The sequence below is a fragment of the Microtetraspora malaysiensis genome, assembly GCF_050947145.1.
Lineage (GTDB): Bacteria > Actinomycetota > Actinomycetes > Streptosporangiales > Streptosporangiaceae > Microtetraspora_A > Microtetraspora_A malaysiensis.
The window spans coordinates 6,360,191-6,383,562 of record NZ_CP191998.1 but is presented as its reverse complement, the minus strand read 5'-3'; the positions used below and the strand labels follow the sequence as shown (position 1 = coordinate 6,383,562).

Genomic DNA, 23,372 nt, shown 5'->3' with positions numbered 1-23,372 from the left:
TCCCGCTTCTCGGAGTTCCCCCCGTGATCCTTATCAGTGCCGCCCTGGTGCTCGTCGCGATCGGCCTGCTCATCGCAGGCGTGGTCTTGGCGAAGCCGTTCCTCGTGATGTGGTCGATCGTGGTCAGCGTGCTGTCCGCGGTCTGTTTGCTGATCGGGGCGCTGCTGAGGCGCCATGAACTGTTCCCGGCCGGCGGGCGTGCCGCCGAGGAACCGGTTCCGGCCCCTCAGGGCACAGCCGCGGCCGTACCCCAGATGGCGCACGCCGGCGTCCCCGGGCATCCGGGTATGCCGGGGCAGGTCGGCCTCCCCGGGCCCGTCGGGCACCCCGCTTTCGGCGGGGCCCCGGCTCATCCGGTGGCGCACCCCATGATGGGTGTCCCGGTCGTTCCCCCCTCGGGGGCGCCGGTGCCGCACGCCTTCCCGCAGCAGCGGCCGCCCGCGCGGCCCGCGACGGCGGGACGAGAGCTCGGCCCGGACGTCATCGTGCTGGTCATCCCGGGGAGGAAGCGGTTCCACCTGGCGGACTGCCGTCAGCTCCAGGGCCGCGAGGCCGAGGAGCTCACGCACGAGGAGGCACGCGAGGAGGGCTTCACGCCCTGCACCGCCTGCGTCCCGGAGGCGGCGGCACGGGTCGCCACCGACACCGAGGAGAACGCGGGCGGAGGCGACGCGCCCGAAACGGCCGTGGCGGACGACACGTTGCCCGGCCTCACGCGGCCCGGCGACGCCGCCGGACGGAGCACGTCCGGCGGAGGCACGGCGGGCGACCCCGCGGCCACGGACGACGCCGAGGACATCGTCCCGGCGGCCGAGAGCACGACCGAAGACGACGAGCCGGTGAACCCGGCCGAGACGACGGATCCCGGGCGCGCCGGGTCCGCCGAGCCGGCCGGCTCCACCACGGCGACGATGCCACGCTCCTTCTTCGACCCGGCCGTACGGCCGGGCGAGGCGGCCGGCGCGGCTTCGTCGGACGTCGTGATGGTCATGACGGGCACCCGTAGGTATCACCGCGCGAGCTGCCCGTTGATCAAGGCCGCCCCCGAGGGGGGACTGGAGACGATGGCCACGAGGGAGGCGGAGGACGCGGGGCTCACCCCCTGCTCCATCTGTGCCGCGTAGGCGTTCCTGATCTAAAACCCGGCGGCGGGGACCCGAACAGGGGTCCCCGCCGCCGGGTTTTTCCCGTTGTCAGGATGGGCGGGTGAGATGCCCGGGCTGTGGGTCCCCGCCGGAGCGGGGACCCACAGGGGCGCCGTCAGGCGCGGCGGAGCTGGAAGACCAGCCCGAGGTCGGCGTCCTCGTGCCGGGGCAGGCCGTCCTGGGAACCCTCGGTGAACGCGGTGGCGAGGACCTCGTCGGCGATGGCCCGGCCTCCCTCACGGAGGGCCTCGGCCAGGTCGTCGCCGCGCGCGGACCACCACAGCTCGATCCGGTCGGTGATCGCCAGCCCGGTGGACTTCCGGGCGTCCTGGACGAGGCGGATGACCTCGCGGACCAGGCCCGCCCGGCGCAGCTCGTCGGTGATCTCCAGGTCGAGCGCGACGGTCTCGCCGGTGCCGGTGTCCACCGCCCCGGTCTCCACGGCCCAGCCCGAGCGCGGCTGCTCGGTGACGATCACGTCGTCCGGCCCGAGCTCGACCGTGCCCAGCTCGCCGGCCTCGACCGTGGCGGCCGTGCCGGACCTGAGGGCCTGGGCGAGCGCGGCGGGGTCGGCGGCTCCGACCGCGGCCGCGACCAGCTTGGTCTGCGAGCCGAACCGCTTGCCGAGCGAGCGGAAGTTCGGCTTGACGGTGAACGTCACCAGATCGGCCGAGAATCCGGACATGTCCTGAAGCGTCTGCACGTTCAGCTCGTCGGCGATCAGCTCCCGCAGCTCACCGGGCAGGGCGGCCCAGCCCGGCGCGCCGATGAGCGCGCGGCCCAGCGGCTGGCGGGTCTTGACCGAGGAGGAGGCGCGGGCCGAACGGCCGAGCTCCACCAGGCGGCGGACCAGCGCCATCTGCTCCGAGAGGGCCGGGCTGACCGCCGCCTCGTCCACCTCCGGCCACGTGGCCAGGTGGACTGACTGCGGCGCGTCCACCCCGCGCAGCACGTCCCACACGTAGTCGGTGAGGAACGGGACCATCGGGGCCATCAGCCGCGTCACGGTCTCCAGGCACTCGTACAGCGTGGCGAACGCGGCGGCCTCACCGGACCAGAACCGGCGGCGGGAGCGCCGGACGTACCAGTTGGACAGATCGTCCAGGAACTCCGTCAGCCGGCGGCCGGCCCGGGCGGTGTCGAACTCGTCGAGGGACGCCGTCACCTCGGCGACGGTCCGGTGCAGCTCGGCCAGCGCCCACCGGTCGATCAGCGGACGCTCCGCGTGCGGCGGGGCCTCGCCCATCATGGACGGCGACCACGACTCGGCGTTGGCGTACAGGGCGAAGAACGACGTCGTGTTCCAGTAGGTGAGCAGGACCTTCCGGATGATCTCCTCGAGCGAGGCGTGGCCGATCCGGCGGGGCGCCCACGGCGAGCCGGAGGTCGCCATGTACCAGCGCAGGGAGTCGGCGCCGTGCCGCTCCATGAGCGGCATGGGCTGCAACACGTTGCCGAGGTGCTTGCTCATCTTGCGGCCGTCCTCGGCGAGGATCAGGCCGAGGCAGAGCACGTTCTCGTAGGAGGAGCGGCCGAAGACGAGCGTGCCCACGGCCATCATCGAGTAGAACCAGCCACGGGTCTGGTCGATGGCCTCGCAGATGAACTGCCCCGGGTAGGAGCGCTCGAAGATCTCCTTGTCGACGTGCGGCGCGCCCCACTGGGCGAACGGCATGGCGCCCGAGTCGTACCAGACGTCGATGACGTCGGGGACCCGCTTCGCCTCGGCGCCGCACTGCCCACAGGGGAAGGCGACGTCGTCCACGTAGGGGCGGTGCGGGTCGAGCGCGGACAGGTCCTGCCCGGCCAGCTCGCCGAGCTCCTCCAGGGAACCGACGCAGGTGACGTGCGAGTCGTCCTCCGAGCAGACCCAAAGCGGCAGCGGGGTGCCCCAGTAACGGGACCGCGACAGCGCCCAGTCCACGTTGTTGCGCAGCCACTCGCCATACCGGCCGTTCTTGATCGTGCCGGGGAACCAGTTGGTCCGCTCGTTCTCGGCGAGCAGCTCGTCCTTGATCGAGGTGGTCCTGATGTACCAGGAGGGGAGCGCGTAGTACAGCAGCGGTGTGTGGCAGCGCCAGCAGTGCGGGTAGCTGTGCTCGAAGTGGCCGCCCCGGAACAGCAGGCCGCGCTCACGCAGGCTGTCAGTCAGCGGCTCGTCGGCGTCCTTGAAGAACATCCCGCGGACCAGCGGTACGTCCGGGAGGAAACGCCCGTCCGGGCCGATCGGGTTGACGACCGGCATGCCGTACCGCTTGCAGACCGCCATGTCGTCGGCGCCGAAGGCGGGCGCCTGGTGGACCAGGCCGGTGCCGTCCTCGACGGTGACGTAGTCGCCGAGCACGACGTAGTGGGCGACGGGGCCCTGCCCGTCGGCGCCGTCCTCGGGGAAGGCGACCAGGTCGAACGGGCGGCGGTAGGCGGTGCGCTCCAGGTCCCTGCCGCTGAAGGTCGCGACCACCTCGGCGTCCTCGCCGAGGACCCGCGTGAGCAGCGGCTCGGCGACCACGAGGATCTCACCACCGGTGCGCGCCGCGACGTAGGTCACGTCGGGGTGCACGGCCACGGCCGTGTTGGACACGAGCGTCCACGGCGTCGTGGTCCAGATCAGCAGCGACGCGCCCATCTCGGCCAGCGGGCCGGAGGTGGCGGGCATCCGGACGTACACCGAGGGGCTGGAGACGGTCTCGTACCCGCCCGGCTGGCCGAGCTCGTGGTCCGACAGCCCGGTGCCGCAGCGCGGGCAGTACGGCGTGATCCGGAAGTCGCGGAACAGCAGGCCCTTGTCCCAGATGGTCTTGAGCGACCACCAGACGGCCTGGACGTACTGGGGGTCCATGGTGCGGTAGGCCTGGGACATGTCGACCCAGTAGCCCATCCGCTCGGTCATCTCCTCGAACGCGTCCACGTGCCGCAGTACGGACTCGCGGCACTTCGCGTTGAACTCGGCGATGCCGTACGCCTCGATCTGGGGCTTGCCGGAGAGGCCGAGCTCCTTCTCGACGGCGACCTCGACGGGCAGGCCGTGGCAGTCCCAGCCGGCCTTGCGCGGGACGTGGTAGCCGCGCATCGACTTGTAGCGAGGGAAGACGTCCTTGAAGACGCGCGCCTCGATGTGGTGGACGCCGGGCATGCCGTTCGCCGTCGGCGGGCCCTCGAAGAAGACCCAGGACGGGCCGCCGGCGTTCTGCTCCAGGGAGCGTTCGAAGACCTTCCCGTCCCGCCAGCGTTCAAGGACCTCGCGTTCGAGGGCCGGCAGGTCGACCTGCGCGGGAAGAGAGCGGAAATAGTGGGAAGACATCGTCGGGCGGGCCTCCACGCAGTGGCTGACATGGCGTGAAGGGACGAAGCCGGACCCGGCTCCGCGGTACCACCCTTCTTGGCCCACCCCTCGGGCGGGCCCTCTCATTCGTGTCGCTGCCAGGTCTACTCGGCTTCGCGCCTTTCTTCCGGCGGCTCCGGGGTGATCTTCGCTCCGTGACTCGCCCCGGGCTCGCACCGTCCCCGGGTCGCTCCTGCGAGTGGGTACGGAGGTACTCGTCCCCATCAACGCCTTGCGAACTAAAACGATAACGCAGAGACCCGATGACAGCTTCCCCAATTTCCCCGGGGATCTTCGTACGGCCGTGCCGCTCGGGCGGAACATACCGAGACACCGCGATGTTGTCAGGGTGTGCCCTCAGGACGACGGGGTGAAAAGGACGACGGAGACGGCCCTCGCGGCCGTCGCCTTCGCTTCCCGGGGCCGTCGCCGCGGGGCATCCGGCCGGCCTCGCGTACGCATGGGACGCAAGTGAAACGCACGCGGGGAAAGGCCGGGGCAGGGCTGAGGAGATCGAGGGGAACGATGACGGGTTCGCGGAACGCGGCGCTCGCCTGCGGGCCGGGCGCGCGGACCGCGCGCGGGAGGAGCCCGCTCGCCGGACGGGTACGTCGTTCACCGGAGGAACGGGTGCAACGTTCGCTTATGGGGCAGGTAAAACGCCCGGCGCGTCGATTGCCGAGCGGTTTTGCGCGACCTAAGCTGCCCGGACTGCTCATGTGTTTGATCACTGCGCCTTACAACGGGAGGCCCTCATGACGACGCGTGCGAGACCCGCCACCAGTGAAGCGACCTGGTCCGAAGAAGAGCTCGCCGAGGTCCGGGAGCGGCTCAGGCACGAGACCGAGGAACTCGTCGCGGACATCTCCCGCGCCGAGGAGCAGCTCGCGTCGGGGGACGCCAGCGAGGGCGCCGGGGACGATCCGGCGGACGCGGGCGCGAAGACGTATGAGCGGGAGCGCGAGATCGCCCTTACCCTGAATGCGCGCGACCTGCTCGCGCAGAACGAGCGGGCGATCGCCCGCATCGCCGCAGGGACTTACGGAGTGTGCGAATCGTGCCACAAGCCGATCGGCAAGGAACGCCTTCGAGCGTTCCCGAGGGCGACGCTGTGCGTAGCGTGCAAGCAGCGGGAGGAGCGCCGCTGAGCGACCAGACCGACGCGGGGACCGCCGGCGGCGCCGTCCGCGCGCGGAGGATCGCTCTCCTCGGCGTGGTCGCGGTCCTCGTGTACGCCCTCGACCTGGTGACCAAGACCCTGGTCGTGACCTTCCTCGAGGGCGAGGAGCCGGTGGAGGTCATCCCCGACGTGCTGCTGCTGAACGTCATCCGCAACTCGGGTGCCGCGTTCAGCATCGGCACCGGGATGACGATCGTCTTCACCGTGATCGCGCTCGGGGTGGTCGGCGCCATCCTCCGTACGGCCCGGCAACTCCGCAGCCTGCCTTGGGCGATCACGCTGGGCCTGCTGCTCGGCGGCGCGCTCGGCAACCTGACCGACCGGATCTTCCGGGCGCCCGCCCCGTTGCAGGGACACGTGGTCGACTTCCTCCAGGTCTTCCCCGCCACCCGCTTCCCCGTGTTCAACCTCGCTGACTCGGCGATCGTGTGCGGCGGCATCCTCGCCGTCCTCCTCGCCTGGCGCGGCTACCAGGTGGACGGCACGCGGCAGACGGGCGACGAGCAGACCGGTGAGGAGAAGTCCAATGGGTGAGCAGCGCAGCCTTCCGGTTCCGGAGGGTCTTGAGGGCGAGCGCCTCGACGCCGCCCTGGCCCGGTTGTTCGGTTTCTCGCGCACCCGCGCCGCCGAGCTGATCGCCACCGGCGACGTGCTCGTGGACGGTTCGATCGCCGCCAAGTCGGACCGCGTACACGCCGGGGCGTGGCTCGACGTGACGATCCCCCCGCCGCCGTCCGCGCCGATGCCCGTCGCGGAGCCGGTGCCCGGCATGGGCATCCTGTACGAGGACGACGACATCGTGGTCGTGGACAAGCCCATCGGGGTGGCCGCGCACCCGACGGTCGGCTGGACCGGTCCCACGGTGATCGGCGGGCTGCTGGGAGCCGGCCACACCGTCGCGACCAGCGGCGCCGCGGAGCGGCAGGGCATCGTCCACCGCCTCGACGCGAACACCACGGGCGCGATGGTGGTCGCCAAGAGCGAGTTCGCCTACTCCCACCTCAAGCGGGCGTTCAAGGAGCGCACCGTCGAGAAGCGCTACCACGCCCTCGTGCAGGGCCACATGGACCCGCTGCGCGGCACCGTGGACGCGCCCATCGACCGCCACCCCTCCGGTGACGGCCGGTTCGCCGTCGTCGCGGGCGGCAAGGAGTCGGTCACCCACTACGACACCGTCGAGGCGTTCCGCGCGGCGTCGCTGCTCGACATCAAGCTGGAGACCGGCCGTACGCACCAGATCAGGGTCCACATGTCGGCGCTGCGGCACCCCTGTGTGGGCGATCTCATGTACGGCGCCGACCCCAAGCTGGCCGCGCGGCTCGGCGTGACCCGGCAGTGGCTGCACGCGGTCTCGCTGGCCTTCGAGCACCCGTCCACGGGGGAGTGGGTCTCGTTCACCAGCCCGTACCCCGAGGACCTGGCCCGCGGCCTGGACATCGTCGGCTTCGAGAGCTGACCCGTCCGCGCCGTCCGGCCCGGTTCCTCTCGGCCTGGCGCCCCGATCGTCTCGGGGGCCAGGCCTTTCTCATGCTCCTGGGCGGGCGCACGCCAGGGGGAAGGTCAGCCCGTCGGGCGGAACGTCTTGGTGAACCAGGCGAAGTAGGACTGGCCCTCCTGCTCCCAGCGGCTGTCGGAGGTCTGCCAGTAGATCGCCACGTCGCGCCCGTCGGCGGTGACGAAGGAACGGTCGAGCACGTGCAGCGCCCCCTGCTGCGACTGCCAGGTGAACTCCCAGTCGGCGGCGGGGAGCCGCTGGAAGACCACGGAACGCAGGCCGAGCCGCTCGTAGTCGGGGAAGGAGGCCGTGGTCTTCGGATTGTCCGCCAGCTGCTGCAGGTGGAGCATCGGATCCTCGTCGGTGTCGATCCACTTCGTGAAGTCGACCTTGAGGTAGCTGCCCTTGGACCCGGAGGGACGGAAGGTCACCGAGGCCGCCGTGCGATCCTCGGTCCAGCTCTGGGGGACCGCGATCGAGAAGCCCAGCGGGTCTTGGCGCGTCGCCCAGCCGCGCGGCAGCCTGGCCGCCGGTGACGACGTCGGGGTGGGCGTTTCGGTCGGCGTTTCGGTCGGTGTGGTCGGGGACGGTGACGGCACGACGGGGGAGCCCGTGAGGGCGCGGTAGCCGTACCACCCGCCGACGCCGACGCCGGCCAGCAGCACGGGCAGGAGGGCGAGCAGGGCCACCCGCCTGGTCGAGCGCCGTGGGGCGGGGGGAGACGCCGGTGCCGGGGCGGGCTGGGCCGGCGGATGGCCGGTCGTCGCCCCGCCCCACGGCGGAAGCGTCCCCGCCCAGGGAGCGCCTTCCTGGACGGCGGCCGCGGTGTGCGCGCCGCCGGGGCCGTTCGGGTCGTGCGCGGGGCCGGGGCCGGAGACATGGTCGCCCGTCACCGGGGGCCCGCCGCCCGGCGGGGCGGCCGGTACGCCGGTCGCGGCGCCGAAGGGCGCGGGCGTGTTGCCCGGAGCGTACGGGCGGACCCCGCCCGCCGGGGAGGGGGCGTGCGCCCCGGTCACGGCGGCCGGCCCGGACGCGGAGGACCCTCCGGCCGGAGGGTACGGCTCGGCCCGGTGCGGGTGGCGGTCGCCGCCCGGTAACGGTGTGCCGGACGCCGCCGCCCGCAGCAGCCCGGCGGTCTCGACGGCGTCGATGCGCCGCGCCGGGTCCTTGTTGAGGAGGCCCTCGATGACGGGGGCGAGCGGCCCGGCCCGCAGGGCCGGGTCGGGCTCGTTGTGCAGGACGGCCGCCATGGTGGCGATCGACGAGGTCCGGTCGAACGGCGCCCGGCCCTCGACCGCGGCGTAGATCGTCGCGCCGAGCGACCACAGGTCGGACTCGGGGGTGGCGGGATCGCCGTTGAGCCGCTCCGGAGGAAGGTACGCGGGGGTGCCGGTGACGACGCCGGTCATGGTGAGCCCGGCCTCCTCCGGCATGGTCGCGATGCCGAAGTCGGTGAGGACCACCCGGCCGTCATCCGTGATCAGCACGTTTTCCGGCTTGACGTCGCGGTGCAGCACTCCGGCGGCGTGCGCGGTGCACAGCGCGTCGAGCACCTGGAGGGCGATGTGGGCGACGCGCTCGGGGACGAGCGGGCCCTGCTCGCGGATCACCTGGCCGAGGGAGCGGGAGCGGACCAGCTGCATGATGATCCAGGGACGGCCGTCCTCCTCGATCACGTCGTGGACGACGATCACGTTGGGGTGGGAGATGCGGCCGGCAGCGCGGGCCTCGCGGACGGTCCGGCGGTTGAAGGCGGCCCGGTCCTCCTCGCTCATCGGCTGGTAGAGGACCTCCTTGACGGCGACTGCGCGAGCGAGCAGCTCGTCGTGAGCGTGCCAGACGACGCCCATGCCTCCTCGGCCGATGGGTTCGAGCAGTTGGTACCTGCCCGCCACACGACGCCCCGCCTCCACCAGGCTCCCTCCTCGAAACCTCTGAATCGTCCCATAGCTCGGGAGCGTGTCAGCAGTCGAAGAGAACGCCTGTCGATGTGGCCGCCGCCTGGATCATGATCAGGACGGATGGCGTCACGGACGAGGGCTGGGGCGCGGTGGCGGGAGGCGGCCCTTACACCCATTCGGGCGTCCCGAATCGCAACTTTGTTATCTCTTGCCCGCTTTATTCCAAACTTATACGATTCGCTCACTCTTTCACTTTCGTCGCAACTACCCCCTCCTTCGCGCCATTCACCCGCAGAAGCAGCCCCTCTACCCCCCGGAGGAAAAGATCATGCGGTTACGCACGACGATGTGCGGAAGATCCACCTATGCAAAGATCGCCGGAGTGGCGGCCCTCGCGCTGACCGCCCTCGTCGCTCCGGTGAGCCCGGCCGCGTACGCGGACCCGGGCGGCGACCAGTGCGTCTCCGACCCGAACGCCCATGTCACCTCGGTGCCGAGTCCCGAGAAGTTCTTCGGCTTCCCGCTCGGCAAGGGCCAGCCCCGCACGGTCACCACCGACGAGATCAAGACGTACGTCGAGGCCGTGGGACGGGCCTCCGACCGGGTGGTCACCGGGACGATCGCGCACAGCGTCACCGGCCAGGAACTGCCCTACGCAATCGTGTCCAGCAGCCACCACATGGTGCCGGGACAGCTCAAGAAGATCGCCGCGCAGATCCGCTCGCTGCGCGACCCCAGGTCGCTGCGGCCGGACAAGGCGGCCAGGATCGCCGAGGACGGCCCGGCCATCGTGTGGATCGCGGGCAACGTCCACGGCGGCGAGAAGAGCGGGGCCGACGCCGCGCTGCGCACGCTGTACGAGCTGGCCGGCGGCCTCTCCTGCGACGTCGCCACGCGCAACGAGAACCTCGTCACCGTCATCATGCCGACCCAGAACCCCGACGGCCGGAACGCCGACCGCCGCCAGAACGAGTACGGCTTCGACCTCAACCGGGACTGGTTCGCCCGGACCCAGCCGGAGACCGGCGGCAAGATCGAAATGCTCCGGGAGTACCCGGCGCAGGTCTTCGTGGACGCGCACGAGATGGGCGGGCGGCAGTACTTCTTCCCGCCGAACGCCGACCCGATCCACCATGAGATCGCCGCGCAGCCGGTGGACTGGATCAACCGCATCGGCGCCGCCAACGCGGCCGGTTTCGGCTACAACGGCGCCTGCGGCGGCGCGGTCACGACCGAGTGCTACTTCAACTACGCCACGTACGACATGTTCTACATGGGGTACGGCGACACCGTGCCGGCCACCGGCTTCGGCGCGGCGGGCATGACGTTCGAGAAGGGCAGCGCCTCGGCCGTCGAGGACCGCGTGCAGCAGCAGTTCAACACGCAGTGGGCCACGACCGGCTGGGCCGCCGCCAACCGGCGCGAGATCCTGGACGGCTACTACAAGATCTGGCAGACCGCGATCGAGCAGGGCAAGGCGGGCACGCTGGAGCCCAACGAGGTCGTCCAGCCGACCAACACCGTCCGGTTCCCGGTCCCGGACGTCAAGGTACGGTCGTACTTCCTGCTGCCGGACCGCCAGATCGGCGACGTGCGGCGGCTGGTCGAGCGGCTGCGCGCGATGGACGTCGAGGTCTACCGCCTCAAGCAGGAGGTCACCGTGCCGAACGCCGACGTCTTCGGCGGCCGCACGGTCAAGAACCTGTCCGTACCGGCCGGGGCGTACTGGATCCCGATGGACCAGCCGCAGAAGCACTGGATCCAGGCGCTGATCGCGCAGGACCCCTACGTGCCGTTCCCCTACTTCTATGACGTGTCGTCCTGGAGCAACCCGCTGCTGATGGGCGTCGCGACCGTCTCCACCGGCGACGCGCTGTCGCCGAAGGCCGACGCGGTGAAGGGCATGGACGGCGGCGTCGTCTCGGCCGCCCCGGCGAACGGCTCCTACTCCTACCCGATGGACTCGGCCGCCGCCTCCGAGCTCACGTTCCGCCTCCTCGGCCAGGGCGTGGCGCTCTCGCGCGACCTCGCCACCGGCGTGGTCAGCCTGCCCGCCCGCGCGGTGAACCGGGGCGACCTCGACAAGCTCGCCCGCTCGTACGGCGTGGCGGTCGAGGGCCAGGCGGGGGACGCGTCCGGGACGCCGCTGCGCGTCCCCGACACCGGCCTGTTCGCCGGCACGGGCGTCTCCACCACCTCCGGCTCGTACGGCGAGGCGCGCTACGTCCTCGGCGAGCGCTGGGGCCTCGACGTCAAGGCGGTCACGACCGCGGACGTCAACGGCAACACCCCGGCGTTCACCGAGCGCAGCGTCCTGCTGGTGCCGGACGGCAGCAGCGCGAACGGCGGCCTGACCGCCCAGGGCCTGGCGAACCTCAAGGCGTGGGTGGCCGCGGGCGGCACGTACGTCGGGCTGCGCAACGAGGGCACCCGGGTCGCCAGGACGGCGGGGCTGACCTCCACCACGGAGAAGACCAAGCCGACGGGATATCAGGTCATCGGCTCGCACTTCCGGGTGAACGTGGACACCGCGAGCCAGGTCGCCCTCGGCCGCCCGGCGGAGGACTTCCAGTTCAACAACGGTGATCCGATCCTGAACCCGAGCGTCACCGGCGCGAACGTCCTCACCTACCCGTCCGACGGCGCGTTCTGGTCCAACGGCTACACGACCAACGCCAACGCGCTGAAGGGCTCGGTCGCGCTGGTGGACGAGCCGACCGGCGCCGGGCACGCCGTGCTGTTCGCCTACAACCCGCTGTTCCGCGCGTACAACGAGAACGGCATCCACCTGGTCGCCAACGCGCTGCTCCTTCCCTCCTCGAAGACCTCCTCTGACACCGAGGCCGCGCGGACGCTCGCGGCGACGCCGGCCGGCAAGGTGGAGGCGCTGCGCGCGGACGCGGCCAAGGCGGCCCCGGCGGACGACCTCGCCGGGGAATGGCGGCCCATCGTCATCCAGGTCGCCGACGCCGACGCGGGCCGGGCCGAGGCCGTGGTCCGGACGTACACCGACACCGCGCGGACGGCCTCCGCGGACGGGTCGTCGTACATCACGATCCCGAACCCGGAGGGGCTCGCGGCCGACGAGCACCCCTTCCTGCGCGACATGGTCCACGACCTGAACGGGGCGGGCATCCCGCTGCGCTCGGTCGTCGGCTGACCCCCGTCCTCGGGCCGGGATCCCGGCCCGAGGACCGATCACCCTCTCCCGGATCAGGACCGTCCTGATCCCGCATCCCCGAGTACGCGCGGTTCCGGCCGGTCCCCCCAACGGCCGGAACCGCCTGGAAGGACCCTCAATGCGAATCTCCCGTCTCAGCGGCGCGGCCCTCGCCGTCGCGGCCGGCGCCCTGATCGGCGTCCCGGCGGCCCAGCCCGCGCTCGCCGCCCCCGGAGCCCCCGGAGCGCCCCGGTACTCGGCCGGTGCGGCGGGCGTCGGCGACCCGTACTTCCCCGACCAGGGCAACGGCGGCTTCGACGTACAGCACTACGACATCGCCTTCGCCTACGACCCGGCGACCCGGCACATGGACGCCGTCACGACGATCACCGCGGTCGCGACCCAGGACCTGGACCAGTTCAACCTCGACTTCCGGGGCCCGGAGATCAGCGAGCTCAAGGTGGACAAGCACCCGGCCGCGTTCGCCCGGGACGGCCAGGAGCTGATCGTCACGCCGCGCCCGAAGCTCAAGTCCGGCCAGGTCTTCACGGTCACCGTCAAGTACGCCGGGACGCCGCCGGTCATCACCGACCCGGACGGCTCCCTCGAGGGCTGGGTGCCCACCGACGACGGCGCGTTCGTGGCCGGCGAGCCGCAGGGCGCCCCCGCCTGGTTCCCCGGCAGCGACCACCCGACAGACAAGGCGACCTTCACCTTCCACGTGACCGTGCCGGAGGGCGTCACGGCGGTGGGCAACGGTCAGCTCCTCTCGCAGACGACCGAGGACGGCAAGACCACCTTCGTCTGGGACTCGACCGAGCCGATGGCGACCTACCTCGCCACGGTGACCATTGGGAACTTCACCGTCACCGAGTCGAAGACCCCGAGCGGGATCCCGATCTACACGGCGGTCGACCCGCGCCTGGTGGCCCAGTCGGCGAACACCGTCTCCAAGATCCCGGACATCATGGAGTACTTCTCCACGATCTTCGGGCCGTACCCGTTCGCCTCCACGGGGGCGATCATCGACCGGGCGCCGAACGTCGGGTACGCCCTGGAGACCCAGACGAAGCCGATCTTCTCCAGCTCCCCGAGCGTCGGCACGATGGCGCACGAGCTGGCGCACCAGTGGTACGGCGACAGCGTGACGCCGACCAAGTGGTCCGACATCTGGCTCAATGAGGGCTTCGCGACGTACGCCACCTGGCTCTGGACCGAGCACACCGGGGGCGCCACGGCGCAGCAGACGTTCAACAACTCCAGCAACTACGGCCGGGCGGCGACGTCGTCGTTCTGGCAGACGGTGCTGGCCGACCCCGGCTCGGTGGACATGTTCGGCAGCGTGCCGTACAACCGAGGTGCGATGACGCTGCACGCGCTGCGTGGCAAGATCGGTGACACGGCGTTCTTCAAGCTGATCAAGGACTGGGCCGCCGAAAACCGGCACGGCAACACGGACACGGCCGCGTTCATCCGCAGCGCGGAGAAGGCGTCGGGCATGGACCTGACCGCCTTCTTCGACGTCTGGGCCTTCCAGAAGGGCAAGCCCGCCTCCTGGTGAGATACCTGGCCCGGCCGGCGGCGCCCTCTCCTCCCTCAGGCGCCACCGGCCGGGCCAGCCGGCGCAGGCGGGCGGTACGTCACTTGGCGGGCGTGAACGTGCGCGTGAAGGTCTCGAAGTAGTGGTAGTCCTTCTTCCAGCGCTTAGCCTTCGTTTTCCAGAAGATGGCATAGCCGTGGTTCTTGTCGGTGACGAAACCGCGGTTGATCACGCGCGCATCGCCGCTCCAGGGCCGCCAGGTGAACTCCCAGTCGGCGGCGTCCAGGAAGTAGTCCACCTTCCTGATGCCGATTTTCTTGTAGCCGCCGAAGCGGTATTGGGCGGTTCTCTCCTGGTTCTTCCAGTCCTTCAGCGCGTCGTTCCCGGGGGTGCTGGTGTAGCCGATCTGCAGGTACTGGCTCCGGTCGGAGCCCCGGAAGTAGACGTTGCCGCTGTCCCGGTTGTACTCCTTCCAGCCCTTGGGCAGCGCGATCGAGAAGCCCGTCTTGTCCGTGTACCGCTTCCAGCCCTTCGGGATCTCGGTGGACTGCACGGGCGAGGGGGTCTGCGACGGCGAGGGGGAGGTCGCCGGGCGTGAGGGGTCCGTGGAGCTCTTCCCGGGGGCGGCGGAGTTCCGATCCGCGCCGCCCACCGGAGGGGTCTGCTGCTCCGCCTGCCGCAGGCCGATGTAGCCGGCCACGCCCGCGACGATCAGCAGAGCGGGGACGATCACCAGCGCCGCGCGGAGCATCGGCAGCGACCGCCGGGCCGGGGCGGCCGGCCCGCCGCTCCACGAGCTGAGCTGGGTCGCCTCCTGGCCGCCTGCCGCCGCCCCCGGGTTCGCGGAGAACAGCGAGCCGTCCGCGCCGGAGGCCTCCGTAGCGCCGGGGGCGGAGTACGTGGGCGAGACCGCGGGGAACGGCCGTGCCGTACGGGCCGGCTTGGCGGCCTCGAACGAGCCGCGATCGGCGGCCGGCGCGGACGAGCCCGCCCCGCCGGCGGTGAGACCGCTCCCGGCCGTTCCGGCCGAGGCCGCCGTCCGGGAGGCGCCGGTCCCCGGCGTGCCCGTTCCGGAGGTGGTGATCCCGGGCTTGGCGGTTCCGGGCGTGGGGCCGGCGAACTTCCGGGTCTCCTGCGCGGGCTTCGCCGCGCCGGACCCGGCGGAGGACGCGCCCGTGGTTTCCGGCGCGCTCCCGGACCCCTTGACGCCGGGCGAGGCCCCGGAGCCCCGGGCCGCGTTGCCGTCCGGCTTCTCCGGCTCCGCCTCCGCGAGCAGGGGCAGCGGGAGATCCGGCTCGGTGTCGCCGTCCGACAACGCGTCGTCCGCCCTGGAACCCGCCCGCTCGTACGGCCGCGGCCGGGCCTGGGCCGCCCCCGCGTCGTCCCAGCCGCTCTGGCCCGTCTCCGGGATGGCGCGGCCCCCGGGCTCGCCCGCGACGGCCCCCTTCGACGGCGCGGCGGACCCGCCCTTCGGCCGTGCCATACCGGCGGCGCCGCGCCGCAGGAGCTCGGCCGTCTCGTCGTAGCTGGGCCGGTCGGCCGGTTCCTTCTCCAGCAGCCGCTCCAGCACGACCTGCAACTCCCCGGCGTGTACGGCGGGGGCGGGGGCGTCGTTGAGCACCGCGTGCATGGTCGCCATCGGCATGCCGCGATCGTGCGGGGGCTTGCCCTCCACGGCGGCGTACAGGGTGGCGCCGAGCGACCACAGGTCGGACTCGCGCTGGGCCGGGTCGCCGCGCAGCCGCTCCGGGGCGATGAACGCGGGCGTGCCGATGAGCCCGGTCCTGGTCATGGTGTTGTCGGCCTCCAGGCGCGCGATGCCGAAGTCGGTCAGCACCACCCGCCCGTCGTCCGTGATCAGCACGTTCTCCGGCTTGACGTCACGGTGGAGTACGCCCTGGGCGTGGGCGGCCTTGAGGGCGTCCAGGACCTGCAGCCCGATCTCGGTGGTCCGCTCGGGGGAGAGCCGCCCGTCCTCCCTGATGACCTGTCCGAGGGAGCGGGAGGGGACGAGCTGCATGATGATCCAGGGCCGGTCGTCCTCCTCGATGACGTCGTGGACGACGACGACATTCGGATGGGTGAGCCGCCCGGCCGCGCGCGCCTCGCGCATGGTCCGGCGGTTGAGCTCGTCGAGCTGGTCTCCCATCGCGCTGTCGTAACGGACCTCCTTGACCGCGACGACCCGGTCAAGTAGCTCGTCGTGGGCCCGCCAGACGATTCCCATGCCACCTCGGCCAATGGGCTCGATCAGGTGGTACCGGCCGCCGACCAGCCGGCCTTCCGCATGCGCCATCAAATCCCCTCCTGGACGCATAGATCGTCCCATGGATGACAAAGGGATCAACCCGGCCGGATAAGGGGCCGTCCGATATCTGAGACGGATCGGTCCGGCTCGCGGAGTATGCCTGGTAAGGTCGATACATGGCTCACTATTTCACGTTTACGCAGCCGGCTCCGGGAGGGCCGGTCGCAGGCGCGTGATCTAGCGACCATCCGGAGCCGGCTGAAGGCAGAGACGTACGTCTCTGCCTTTTTCGTTGTCAACGAGCCGGTCGAGGGGCCGGCCTATCCGAGGAGCCGACATGTCCCAGGCCGCCGCCGCAACGCCCGAGTCCGCCGCGTCCCATCCCGCGCGGCCCCCCGCCCGCGCCGAGAACCGCGCCGCCGTACGGATCGGCGCCCTGGCGGTGGGGGAGGGGCTGCCGGTCGCGGTGATCGGCGGCGGCGACGCCCGGTGGCTCAGCCTGCGCGCGGGCCACGGCCGCCGGTCCGCGGGCGAGGCGATCGCCGAGGCGCGCGCGGGCTGGCGCGGACCGCTGCTCGTCGAGCCGTTCTCGGCCGCCGACCTCGACGCGGTCGCGGCCGGCGCGGACGGCGTGCTGGTGGGGGCGGCCTGGATGCAGGACTTCCAGCTGGTCCGCGCGGCGGCCGGGCTCGGCCTCCCCATGGTCGTGCAGCGCGGCCCCGCCGCCACCCTGGACGAGTGGCTGGCGATCATCGACTACTGCGTGGCCGAGGGCAACGACCAGGTGGCCCTGTGCGAGAGCGGGAGCCGTACGCACGGCTCGGCCGCGGTGCTCGACCTCGCACTCATGCGCGCGGCGGGGGAGCGGTCGGGCCGCCCGGTCCTTGCCGCCCTCGGGCACGACGCCGCGCTCGCGGGGGCGGCCGTCGCGGCCGGGGCCGACGGTCTGCTGCTCGCGCCGGACGCGCCGCCGGGCGCCGTCGCCGCCGCGACGGAGGCCGCGACCGTGCTGGCCGCGCTCGTACGGCAGGAGGTCCCGCGGACCGTCGCCGGGGCGCGGGCCGCCATCGACCGGGTGGACGCGGCGCTCGCCACCGTCCTGGAGCGGCGCGCCACACTGGCCGGCACGGTGCAGCGGCTCAAGCCGGTCGGCGGGTTCGCCGGACGGGACATGGAGCGGGAGCGCCGCCTGGTCGCGGCCATGGCGCACCGCGCCCCCCGCCTGGGAGAATCGCGGCTCGCCCCGGTCATGAACGCCGTGATCGAGGCCGGTCTCCACCTCGCCGAAGAGGAGCGCTCCTGGGCCTGAGCGGACCCCGCGCCGCTGGTGGCCGAGAAGGTCGACCCGTCCGGGATGTTCGGCTTCAGGAACCTGATGCCGAGCTACCCGATCGCCGTGCTCAAGCTCCCCCTCGACGACCTCCGCGCCGTCACTCCCTAGGTCGCGTCTGACAAATCAAGCCCTGCTGCGCGCGGCCCAGACGGCGCCTCGCTGCGTTGACGCCCCACCCACGAAAAGTCCTCGCAAGCTCGGACTTTCCGCGGGGCCCGGGATTGTCGGCCGTAGGCTCCGCTACGGCCTCCTCCTCCGCCTTGCGATGCATCCACCCGGATCCGCGCTCGCGACGGGCAGCATTTGTCAGACACTCCCTAACCGCGCGGGATGAGGCGTGGCGGCTCGACCAAGCCGGGCGCTCCGATCGCGGGATCGGGCGGCACCGGGACCGGCCGGTCGGCCGGCGGCACCTGCTCGCCGTTCAGCGCCTGCTGAGCTCCTCGGAGGAGCTGGAAGAGGTCCGGCAGGCCCCGGTTCCGGTCGCGGCGCCCGTGCGCCTTGAACTCCGCCCTGCGGCGGGCCTCCCGCGCCTTCTTGCGCGCGGCCTCCAGCATCTCCTTGAGGCCGGGCGTGAAGCCGCCGCCGAATCTCGCCAAGTCCGGCCTGGCGAACCCGCTCGGCGGGGTCTTCCGGAGCGCCCCGATCATGGATTTCACCCAGATGGGACCGGGCAGCGAGGCTCCCTGGACGGATCCGTAGTACTCCCCACCGATCGTCACCCCGGTCAGCGGGTACCGGTAGGAGCCGCGCATGTCGCCGACGCTGACGGCGGCGGCCAGGTCCGGCGTGTATCCGGCGAACCACGCCGAGGTGTAGCCGTTGTTGGTCCCGGTCTTGCCCGCGGCCGGCCGTCCGATCGACTGACCTTGCATCGTGCCCCGGGTGAAGACGCCTTGCAGCACGTGGTTGACGGCGTCGGCCACCTGCGGCTCCAGCGCCCGTGAGCAGCTCGGTGGGACCGGGACGCGGGTGCCGTCGCGTTCCACGATCTCCGTGATGGCGACCGGCCGGCAGTACCGCCCGCGGGCCCCGAAGGCGGCGAAGGCGCCGGCCACGGTCGTCGGGTCCATCTCGTTCACGCCGAGGGTGAAGGTGGGCACCTCGCGCAGGGGAGCGCCGTCGGCCCGCTCGATCCCGAGCCTGCGCGCGGTCTTGACGACGTTGCACAACCCGACCCGGCGCTCCAGCTTCATGAAGAAGATGTTCACCGACTTCCACGTGCCCAGCTCCAGGCTGTACGGCCCGCCGGTGCCCTCGCCGCCCGCGTTGAAGATCCGCGCGCGCGGGTCGTTCACCGGCTTGCCGGAACAGTTGGTGTACCCCTCGCGGGGGACGAACCGGCCCGGCGTCTGGAACCCCTCCCCGAACCGCCACCCCTGGGACAGCGCGGTCGCCAAGGTGAACGCCTTGAACGTGGAGCCCGCCTGGAAGCCCTGCCCGCCGCCGTGGGCCTGGTCGGCCGGCAGGTTGTAGGTGGTGTTGGGCCCGTTCTTGCGGTTGCCGGGGTTGTTGCCGTAGTGCTTGCTCGCGGCGAGGGCGCGGATCCGGCCGGTGCCGGGCTCGACCATCGCCTCCGCCGCCACCTCGTGGTCGGTGGGCGCGACCCGCGCCGCGATGGCCCGCTCGGCGGAGCGCTGCGCCACCGGGTCGAGGGTGGTACGCAGCACGAGGCCCCCGCGCCGCAGCGTCCGCTCCCGGTCGGCCGCGGTGTAGCCGAACGCCGGGTTCGTCAGGATCTCGTGCTGCACGTACAGGCAGAAGTACGGGTAACGACTCTGGCCGCAGCCGCCGCCGGCCGACTGCATGTTCAGGCGCAGCGGCTTGGCCCTGGCCGCCCGCGCCGCGGCCGGGCGGATCACGCCGAGCTGCTCCATCCGCTCCAGCACCAGGTCGCGCCGCTCGCGCAGCGCCTGCCGCTGCGGAGCCCCCAGCGAGGGGTCGGTGGTGTACGGCGCGCGCACCGCCCCGGCCAGCGTCGCCGCCTGGAGCAGCGTCAACCGGGACGCGTCCACCCCGAAGAACCGCTGCGCTGCCGCCTGGACGCCGAACGCGCCAGCCCCGAAGTACGCGATGTTGAGATAACGCTCGAGGATCTGGTCCTTGGTGTACTTGCGCTCCAGGGCCAGGGCGTACCGCAGCTCGGTGATCTTGCGGTCGATGTTCTGCACCCGGGCGAGCTGCCGCTCCTGGTCGGTCTCGGCGTGGTTGACCAGGAGGTTCTTCACCAACTGCTGGGTGAGGGAGGAGCCTCCCTGCCGGACGCCGCCCGCCTGGGCGTTCGTCACCAGCGCCCGGAAGGTGCCCCGGACGTCGAGGGCGCCGTGCTCGTAGAAGCGGGCGTCCTCAATCGCGATGATCGCGTGCCGCATCACCGGGGCGATCTGGTTGATCGGCACCGACTCCCGGTTCTGCGTGTAGAACTGGGCGATCTGCTTGCCGTGCCGGTCCAGCACCCGGGTCATCTCCGGCAGCGGGTCCTCCGGTGGGATGGGCAGCTCCTCGGTGAAGCTGCTCGCCGCCTCCTTGGCCCCAAGCCCGACGCCGCCCACCAGCGGGAGGGCTATGGTGGCGATCAGGACGCCGCCGAGCGCGCCGGCCGTTCCGAGCGCGCCGGCGTACGCGAGTCGATTCGTCACACGGTAATGACTACGACCGCGCGCCGCGCGCCGAACGAGGGCGCGCGGGGCTTTTACCGAATTCCGGGCGAAAACTCGGGGTGGGCTCGGCTTGGGGAGAAGGTCAGTTCCCCCTGCGGATCTTCAGACCGAGGGAGTTGAACTGCTCGAACGGCCGGTGGTATCCCCGCTCGATGTGGTTCACGCCGCGCAGCGTCGAGGTGTCCTCGGCGACCGCCGCCGCCAGCACCGCCGAGAACCCGGCGCGGATGTCGGGCAGCGTGACGTCGGCCCCGCGCAGCTTGGAGCCGCCCCGCACGACGGCCGAGTGCTTGGCGTTGCTGTCGTGGTAGCGGCAGGCCGGGCCACCCAGGCACTGCGCGAACACCTCGATCTCGCAGCCCATCTTCTGCAGCGCCGGGACGTACACGAGCCGGTTCTCGAAGACGGTCTCGTGCAGCACGGACATGCCGTCGGCACGGGTGAACAGCACCATGAGCGGGGTCTGCCAGTCGGTCATGAAGCCCGGGTGCGTGTCGGTCTGCACCGCCGCCGCGCGCAGGCCGGCGGGGGCCGAGGCGGTCAGCCACTCGTCGGTGATGTCGAACCGCGCGCCCATGCGCGCCAGCGTGGTGATGGCGGTGACCAGCCGGTCCTGCGGGCAGCCGTGCACCCGGACCTCGCCGCCGGTGACCAGCCCGGCCACCAGGTAGGAGAACGCCTCGATGCGGTCGCCGGCGAGCCAGGTGGAGGCGCCGCGCAGCCGCTCGACGCCTTCGATCACGATGCGCCGGTCGGGGCTCATCTCGATCATCGCGCCCATGCGCTGGAGGAACAGGGCCAGCTCGACCACCTCGGGCTCCATCGCCGCGCCCTTGATGACGGTCTTGCCCTCGGCGAGCACCGCGCTCATCAGGATCGTCTCGGTGGCGCCGACGCTGGGGTACGGCAGCGTGATCCGGTTGCCGCGGAGCCGGGTCGCCTTGGCCGTGATGCCGGTCTCGCCGACCTCGACCTCGGCCCCCATGAGGCGCAGCGCCTCCACGTGGAAGTTGACCGGCCGCCGCCCGATCGGGTCGCCGCCGACCAGCGGCACGAATGCCTCGCCCGCGAGGTGCAGCAGCGGACCGAGCATCAGGATCGGGATCCGGTTGAGCCCGGTGTACTCCTCCGGGACCCGGGGCCGGATCTCGCCGCCCCGCTCGATCTTGATCTCGCCCGGCGAGATCTCCACGTGGATGCCCAGGGCCTCCAGCATGGCCGCGGTCAGGCCGACCTCGCCGACCTCGGGCGCGTTGTGCAACGTGCTTGGACCGGTCCCGAGCATGGCCGCGACCATGTGTTTGGACACCGCGTTCTTGGAACCCCGTACCTCGACGTCGCCGCGCAGCGGTCCGGACGGTTCGATGTGCCACACCTCTTCACTCACGTGGCAAGACTAACCGCGTTTCACCCATGTCCCGCGTAGGTACCATCGGGACGGTGCGGCATCTGAGAGTGGAACTGACCACGTTCGTGGTGACGCTGCTGGCGCTGACGGCGTTCGGTGTGGCGGCCGGGTTCGCGTGGTCGGCGATCGCCCCCACGTCGAGGTTCGTCCTGACCGAATCGGGTCCGCTCGTCGCCGATGCCGAGTCGCAGACGCTCATCGCCGCCGACGGCTGGTTCGCTGTCGTCACCGGGGCGCTCGGCCTGGCCTCCGGGGCGGTGGCGTACTTCCTGGCGCGCGGCCGGGCCCCGGTCGGGGCCGTGCTCGGCCTGGCGGGAGGCGGGCTGCTCGGCGCGTACGTCGCCTCCCAGGTCGGATCGACGGCGGTGGGCACCACGATCCAGGCCGCCGGGCCGGCCGGGCTGCGGACCAGCGACTCCCTCGGCCTCACCGCGCACGGGGTGCTGCTGATCTGGGCGCTGCTCGCCGCCGGGGTGTTCTGGGTGCTCGAATTCGTGCTGAGCTATCGCGAGGGCGCCGCCGAGGACCCGGCCCAGGCCGACGCGGGCCCGGCCGACGCCGGCTAGAGCGGCGGGCGCCGCTCATTGCAGCGGGTGGCCCGCTCGAACGCGAGGCCGAGGCGCAGCACGTCCAGGTCGGCCCACGGACGGCCGACGATCTGCAGGCCGACCGGCAGCCCCTCGGAGGTGAACCCGCACGGCACCGACATCGCCGGGGCCGACAGCACGCTGATCCAGTAGCAGGACCGCATCCACGCGAGGTAGTCCGGCATCGGCTGCCCGGCGATCTCCGTGACGTACGGGTCGTCCGCGGGGAACGGCGGTACCTGGCTGACCGGGGCGATCAGGAAGTCGTGCTCGTCGAAGAGCGCGTTCATCCGGTGGTAGAGAGAGGTGCGGAGCCGCTCCGCGTGGGCGAGCTCGGCACCGGTGACCTCGCGGCCCCGCTCGACGTTCCACGCCACGTTGGGGCCGACGCCGGACAGGTCGCCGTAATTGAGCGCGTAGAACCACGCTCGCTGGACGCGGAAGGCGTCCTCGGCGTCGGACAGGTCGAGGTCGACCAGTTTCACCCGGGCCCCCATCTCCGACAGCGTCCCGGCCGCCTCGGCGGTGAGCCGCGCGGTCTCGGGGTCCACCGGCAGGCCGCCGAGGTCGGGGCTGTAGGCGATCCTGGCGCGGGTGACGTCCATCTCCAGGCTCGCGCCGAACACCTCGCCGTCCTCACGCACCGCGTACGGCGAGCAGGGGTCGAAGCCGGAGATCGCCCGCATGAACAGCGCCAGGTCGGCGACCGTCCTGGCCATCGGCCCGGGAACGCTCAGCGTGAACCAGGCCGCCTGCCGTGACAGGGACGGCACCCGTCCCGGCGTCGGGCGCAGCCCGGCGACGTTGCAGAACGAGGCGGGGTTGCGCAGCGACCCGCCCATGTCCGAGCCGTCGGCGAGCGGCACCATGCCGGACGCCAGCGCGGCGGTGGCGCCCCCGCTGCTGCCGCCCGCGCTCCTGGACAGGTCGTAGGGGTTGCGGGTGACGCCGAACACGTCGTTGACCGTGTGTGAGCCGGTGCCGAACTCCGGCGTGTTCGTCTTGCCGATCATGACGCCGCCGGCGGCGCGGACCCTCCGGACCAGCAGGTCGTCCTCGGCGGGAACGTGGTCGGCGAACATGCGGGAGCCGTACGTGGTCCGCACTCCGGCGGTGTCGACCAGGTCCTTGTGCGCGACCGGCAGCCCGTGCAGCGGGCCGAGGACCTCGCCCCGGGCCAGCGCCTCGTCGGCCCGCCGCGCCTGGTCGAGCGCCCGCTCAGGGGTCAGGGTGACGATCGCGTTGACCCGGCCGTTGACCTCCTCGACGCGGCGCAGGTGCGCCTCCACCAGCTCGACCGCGCTGACCTGCTTCGACAGCAGGAGCCGCGACATCTCGGTGGCGGTCAGGTAGTGCGGGTCGGTCATCGTGCTGCCCCCATCGACGGTCGTGC

At 71.9% G+C, this 23,372-nt stretch carries 14 protein-coding genes and 1 pseudogene; 9 read left to right on the top strand and 6 right to left on the bottom strand.

The window, feature by feature from the left end; all coding sequences use genetic code 11:
* Positions 1–23: 23 nt before the first annotated feature.
* Positions 24–1,124 carry a hypothetical protein gene (locus ACQP1V_RS30095; protein WP_433413393.1) on the top strand — a complete coding sequence of 367 codons (1,101 nt, stop codon included), beginning with the start codon at positions 24–26 and terminating at the stop codon, positions 1,122–1,124.
* A gap of 136 nt (positions 1,125–1,260) precedes the next feature.
* Here the strand turns inward: ACQP1V_RS30095 and ileS are convergent, their stop codons facing one another.
* On the bottom strand, positions 1,261–4,446 hold the full coding sequence (gene ileS, locus ACQP1V_RS30090) for an isoleucine--tRNA ligase (RefSeq protein WP_433413392.1): 3,186 nt from the start codon (positions 4,444–4,446) through the stop codon (positions 1,261–1,263).
* Positions 4,447–5,222: 776 nt separating this feature from the next.
* Here ileS and ACQP1V_RS30085 point away from each other — a divergent pair.
* Genes ACQP1V_RS30085 through ACQP1V_RS30075 form a run of 3 tightly spaced genes read left to right on the top strand, consistent with a single transcriptional unit; the run spans position 5,223 to position 7,103 of the window.
* Positions 5,223–5,615: a TraR/DksA family transcriptional regulator gene (locus tag ACQP1V_RS30085; protein ID WP_433413391.1), complete on the top strand. Its 393-nt coding sequence runs from the start codon at positions 5,223–5,225 to the stop codon at positions 5,613–5,615.
* Complete coding sequence (gene lspA / locus ACQP1V_RS30080; protein WP_433413390.1) at positions 5,579–6,181, top strand: signal peptidase II; 603 nt, start codon at positions 5,579–5,581, stop codon at positions 6,179–6,181. Before ACQP1V_RS30085 ends, lspA begins: the two co-directional genes overlap by 37 nt.
* Positions 6,174–7,103, top strand: coding sequence for an RluA family pseudouridine synthase (locus tag ACQP1V_RS30075; RefSeq protein WP_067128500.1), 930 nt, complete (start codon positions 6,174–6,176; stop codon positions 7,101–7,103). Before lspA ends, ACQP1V_RS30075 begins: the two co-directional genes overlap by 8 nt.
* A 104-nt stretch (positions 7,104–7,207) precedes the next feature.
* Here ACQP1V_RS30075 and ACQP1V_RS30070 read toward each other — a convergent pair whose 3' ends face one another.
* On the bottom strand, positions 7,208–9,055 hold the full coding sequence (locus ACQP1V_RS30070) for a serine/threonine-protein kinase (RefSeq protein ID WP_433413389.1): 1,848 nt from the start codon (positions 9,053–9,055) through the stop codon (positions 7,208–7,210).
* 316 nt (positions 9,056–9,371) lie between these two features.
* Between ACQP1V_RS30070 and ACQP1V_RS30065 the strand changes: the two genes are divergently transcribed.
* Positions 9,372–12,203, top strand: coding sequence for a M14 family zinc carboxypeptidase (locus ACQP1V_RS30065; RefSeq protein WP_433413387.1), 2,832 nt, complete (start codon positions 9,372–9,374; stop codon positions 12,201–12,203).
* A gap of 139 nt (positions 12,204–12,342) precedes the next feature.
* Complete coding sequence (locus ACQP1V_RS30060) at positions 12,343–13,764, top strand: M1 family metallopeptidase (protein ID WP_433413386.1); 1,422 nt, start codon at positions 12,343–12,345, stop codon at positions 13,762–13,764.
* Between the two features lie 79 nt (positions 13,765–13,843).
* Here ACQP1V_RS30060 and ACQP1V_RS30055 read toward each other — a convergent pair whose 3' ends face one another.
* Positions 13,844–16,039, bottom strand: coding sequence for a protein kinase domain-containing protein (locus ACQP1V_RS30055; RefSeq protein WP_433413385.1), 2,196 nt, complete (start codon positions 16,037–16,039; stop codon positions 13,844–13,846).
* A gap of 289 nt (positions 16,040–16,328) precedes the next feature.
* Here ACQP1V_RS30055 and ACQP1V_RS30050 point away from each other — a divergent pair.
* Positions 16,329–16,838: pseudogene (locus ACQP1V_RS30050) on the top strand (hypothetical protein); the annotation flags it as partial.
* 159 nt (positions 16,839–16,997) lie between these two features.
* Entirely contained in the window at positions 16,998–17,300 is a 303-nt protein-coding gene (locus ACQP1V_RS30045; protein ID WP_433426005.1) for a chorismate mutase, read from the top strand.
* Positions 17,301–17,641: 341 nt separating this feature from the next.
* On the opposite strand, the gene ACQP1V_RS30040 is transcribed toward ACQP1V_RS30045, so the two are convergent.
* Both ACQP1V_RS30040 and murA read right to left on the bottom strand, forming a co-directional pair.
* On the bottom strand, positions 17,642–19,963 hold the full coding sequence (locus ACQP1V_RS30040) for a transglycosylase domain-containing protein (protein WP_433413384.1): 2,322 nt from the start codon (positions 19,961–19,963) through the stop codon (positions 17,642–17,644).
* Positions 19,964–20,066: 103 nt separating this feature from the next.
* On the bottom strand, positions 20,067–21,371 hold the full coding sequence (gene murA / locus ACQP1V_RS30035) for a UDP-N-acetylglucosamine 1-carboxyvinyltransferase (protein ID WP_387408838.1): 1,305 nt from the start codon (positions 21,369–21,371) through the stop codon (positions 20,067–20,069).
* 53 nt (positions 21,372–21,424) lie between these two features.
* Between murA and ACQP1V_RS30030 the strand changes: the two genes are divergently transcribed.
* Positions 21,425–21,958 (top strand): hypothetical protein, encoded by a 534-nt coding sequence (locus ACQP1V_RS30030; RefSeq protein ID WP_433413383.1) that lies wholly within the window; start codon positions 21,425–21,427, stop codon positions 21,956–21,958.
* On the opposite strand, the gene ACQP1V_RS30025 is transcribed toward ACQP1V_RS30030, so the two are convergent.
* A complete protein-coding gene (locus ACQP1V_RS30025) occupies positions 21,955–23,346 on the bottom strand; it encodes an amidase (RefSeq protein WP_433413382.1) in 1,392 nt (463 codons plus the stop codon). The two genes, ACQP1V_RS30030 and ACQP1V_RS30025, sit on opposite strands and share 4 nt — an antisense overlap.
* Between the last annotated feature and the right edge of the window lie 26 nt (positions 23,347–23,372).